4 protein-coding genes and 1 pseudogene are annotated in these 3,696 nt (G+C 38.4%); 2 read left to right on the top strand and 3 right to left on the bottom strand.

The features are described from left to right. Both ACH2DQ_RS13260 and ACH2DQ_RS13255 read left to right on the top strand, forming a co-directional pair. Window positions 1–354, top strand: a 354-nt coding sequence (locus tag ACH2DQ_RS13260; RefSeq protein ID WP_395027041.1) for a B12-binding domain-containing protein, incomplete at its 5' end; no start/stop codon positions are given. A gap of 101 nt (window positions 355–455) precedes the next feature. Continuing rightward, on the top strand, window positions 456–1,286 hold the full coding sequence (locus ACH2DQ_RS13255) for an Ig domain-containing protein (RefSeq protein WP_395027039.1): 831 nt from the start codon (window positions 456–458) through the stop codon (window positions 1,284–1,286). Window positions 1,287–1,420: 134 nt separating this feature from the next. On the opposite strand, the gene ACH2DQ_RS13250 is transcribed toward ACH2DQ_RS13255, so the two are convergent. The 3 genes and pseudogenes from ACH2DQ_RS13250 to ACH2DQ_RS13240 form a co-directional block, all read right to left on the bottom strand. Next, a complete protein-coding gene (locus ACH2DQ_RS13250; protein ID WP_395027036.1) occupies window positions 1,421–1,768 on the bottom strand; it encodes an ROK family protein in 348 nt (115 codons plus the stop codon). After that, the gene (locus tag ACH2DQ_RS13245) at window positions 1,768–2,538 is read right to left on the bottom strand and encodes an ROK family protein (RefSeq protein WP_395027034.1); all 771 of its coding nucleotides are present in this window, start codon (window positions 2,536–2,538) and stop codon (window positions 1,768–1,770) included. The genes ACH2DQ_RS13250 and ACH2DQ_RS13245 overlap by 1 nt, the downstream gene beginning before the upstream one ends. Before the next feature lie 97 nt (window positions 2,539–2,635). Continuing rightward, a pseudogene (locus ACH2DQ_RS13240) lies at window positions 2,636–3,399 on the bottom strand (SDR family oxidoreductase). Between the last annotated feature and the right edge of the window lie 297 nt (window positions 3,400–3,696).

Here is a 3,696-nt window from a genome sequence, read left to right as displayed (position 1 = left end):
GTCCACGAAGATCTGCATGATATCGGAAAAAATATTTTTAAAAGTATGGCGGAAGCTTCCGGTTTTGAAGTATATGACCTGGGTATCGATGTACCGGTCAGCACTTTTGTAGAAAAGGTGAGGGAAGTAAAGCCGGAAATAGTTGGATTGAGCGGAGTCCTCACTCTGGCAATTGATTCCATGAAAGATACCATCGACGGTCTGAAGAATGCCGGATTAAGAGATGATGTCAAAGTCACAATCGGCGGCGCATGTGCCAGTTATGACACGATGATGGTAACCGGTGCTGATGCCTGGTCTACGAATGCAGCTGAAACGGTAAATGTTTGTCTGGATTGGGTGCGGGGAACTTAAGCGAATGAGGATTACAATCCATTCATTGCAGTAGATGCAACGAAATCAAACCTGGTACAAATGAGGAAATACCAGCTACAGGCCATTTCTTTAGTAACTGGATGATCATTGCTCAAGCGACCTGTTCTGATTATGGCGTAAAAGAACGTACTTGTATCATATGCGATGACTATGATTATCAATTAATTCCAATATTAAAACATCAATGGGAATCAATTTATAGATATGATAAATATCCTTCCTGCAAAGAAAATGGTCAATCCAGTATTCATTGTGTCAATTGCGAAGAGACAAAAAATGAAACTGTGCTATTGAAATATCCTCACAATTATGGATCCTGGATTATGCATTCTAATCCTACTATTTTTAGTGAAGGGCTTAAAATTAAAAAGTGCGTGCGTTGTTCTGATACTTTAGTTCAAACCGTAGATAAGTTATCTGCAAAAGTAAAATTAAATACCACTAATCTTGTGTTGCAGGAAAAAAAGAGTTCCTCCATAGTAAAAATTACAGATTTTACAAAAGGTGATTCTGTGAAAAAATGGACTTCCACAAATACCAGAGTGGCTACGGTCAATAAAAACACCGGAAAAGTATCGGCAAAACGTGTTGGATCCACCTATATTAAAGTAACTATGAAAAGTGGAGCCAGTGCAAAGTATAAACTAACTGTTCAGAAGAAGGCTGTAACAACAAAAAAAATTATATTTACACGGAAAAATATAACTTTGAAAAAAGGTAAAAAAATAACTTTGTTTATCAATCGCACACCAATCAATGCAACTGAAAAAATACGTTATACTTCCTTAAATCCTAAAATTGCTTCTATTACTCAAAAAGGTGTATTAAAAGGTCTTAAGAAAGGATCCACTATCATAACAGCTAAAACTTCGAATAAGAAAACAGCAAAATGCTACATACTAGTTAATTAGTAAAGATATTAAATAATCCCTTCGTTCTTGGTACAATACCAATGCGAAGGGATTTAACAATACTATTTTAAAAATTAACTTCATAAAATCTCGGAATGTTTGCTGTAATAATAATATAATAATAATAGATAGCACTATAACAGCATATCAAAATATTTCTCAATAAACCGCATAGCAATCCCAACAGCCGAAGCTTCCCGTTCATACCGGCAAGTCTGCAGATAAGTAGTATCGTTATCGAATGGATCCAGCTTCACGACCTTCTTATTGAGATCCATAATATACTTTTTCAAATAGCCTCCTACATAACCGCCCAATATGATGTCACAGTCAAATACCATACGCAAGTCGGTCACCAGCACAGCCAGATCTTCCAGATATTTTTCCCAGACTTTCTTTGCGCTTTCATCTCCCGCCTGAAGCAGATCAAAAAACCTTCCAGACTCCCGTTCCCATGGCATGACAGAACGCTTGCAGAGCATTAGACATCTGCACACCCTTTTTTTCCGCAATAGCATTTTGCACCATTTCGTACCAGATTCATATGTCCAAATTCTGCACTTCGGTAATGTTCTCCTGTATAGACCCCTTGGTTGATGTAAACGCAGCCGCCTACCGTATCACTGAGCGAAACATAGACAGCATCCCGATTCCGGTCTGCAAATTCTGCAATTGCTGCAGAGTTTGCATCATTTTCATAGTACACATCAAATTCAAACAGCTGACTTAAATTTTTCAGACTCACATTATTTACTTTCAGAACATGTGAAGTAATTATCATTTGGTTTTGGGCATCTATGATTCCTGGAACCGAAATTCCCACCCCAAGAATTTTATTGCGTTCAATGCCGCTTTCCTTAAGGAAACAAATAAACTCCTCATACAGAACTTCATAATAATCAAGCGTATTTTCATACGAGCTGCGTATTCTCTTCTGACACAATAAATTTCCTTTTAAATCAATAAATACATAACTGATATGATTTCGGGTAATATCAATGCCCGCTGCATACATAATATGATCTGCTATTGACAAACCTTTTGCCTTACGTCCTCCCGTGGACTGATATTCATTCCCTTCGGTTACAATTCCAAGCTGGATAAGCTCCTTTATATTTTTAAATACTGTAGGCATACTCAGATCCAGCTTTGACGCTATTTCAGCTTTAGATATTTCCCCGCTGTCTAAAATGCATTTTGCTATTCTGACTTTATTGGACCGTCTGCTTTCATCCACACCATTTACTACCATACATATTCTCGCTTTCATAAAATGTTATATAAAAGCATTTTATACCAACACCTTACTTTTTGCAAGAAATGCCGCTTATATTTTATAAACTATCTGATTACTGTGCCACATATCCTCCATCTACAATCACATCTGATCCAGTTGTATATCCTGCTGCATCACATGCCAGATACAGGATAGCCGGTATCAATTCTTCCGGTTTACCCATGCGGTGATATGGAATCAGCGGCATCCAGGCATTTTTTAATTCCTGAGGCGTATCCGCTGACATGGGGGTGCCAATATAGCCTGGGCTTAAGCTGTTGACCCGGATTCCGTGCTCTGCCCATTCAATGGCAGTGACCTGGTCATATGCAAGACCCCTGCCTTAGATGCATTATAAGATGCCTGCCACTGCGGAATATTTACAATGGTTCCGGACATAGATGCCATGTTGATAATACTGCCTCTTGTTCCAGAGGCTATCATTCTTCTGCCGGCAGCTCTTGACACAATATATTCCCCGGTCAAATTCACATCAATTACCTGCCTCCACTCATCAATAGAAGCCTCCAACGTATCCTTATGTATACAAATTCCGGCATTGTTAAACACAATGTCTATATGACCAGAACGTTCCATGATGTGATCCATTGCCATCTCTACCGCTGCCTCATCGGTCACATTAGCTGTAATGCTGTATGCTTTTCCTCCCTGGGCTTCAATCATCCTGACCGTTTCAGCGGAATCTGTCTTTCCAATAATCACAACTTCTGCTCCCGCATTTGCCAGCGCAATTGCGATTACCTGACCAATTCCTACTCTTCCTCCGGTAACCAGTGCTGTTTTCCCCTCTAATCCAAAAATACGATCCAAATACATGATCTTTTCTCCTTTCCACCTCACAAAATCTCTTTATATTTTGTATTTCTTTTATAAAAGCTTTTATTTAAGTATTTGTATTATACTATGATATTTTTTCACTGTCAATCCACTAATATGTACAAATTGAATAAGCAATATCACCTGATTTCACCCTGTATCCTATAGCATTTACACAAAAATAGGGTGATACAGCCTCCTGTATCACCCTAATCATCTATGTATCTAATGCGCCTGAGCCTTTTTCTCAAAAAAGCTCGTCTAATAAAATATAATATCGAATCCGATCCCAATCCG

This window comes from Robinsoniella sp. (genome assembly GCF_034124845.1).
Note: the sequence above shows the minus strand (reverse complement) of the source record. Positions and strands in the feature narration are given on the sequence as shown.

Excerpts from the sequence above, each read along its gene's own strand:
- ACH2DQ_RS13255 (WP_395027039.1), top strand. The coding sequence starts at position 456 with ATGATCATTGCTCAAGCGACCTGTTCTGATTATGGCGTAAAAGAACGT.
- ACH2DQ_RS13250 (WP_395027036.1), bottom strand. The coding sequence starts at position 1,768 with ATGCTCTGCAAGCGTTCTGTCATGCCATGGGAACGGGAGTCTGGAAGG.
- ACH2DQ_RS13245 (WP_395027034.1), bottom strand. The coding sequence starts at position 2,538 with ATGGTAGTAAATGGTGTGGATGAAAGCAGACGGTCCAATAAAGTCAGA.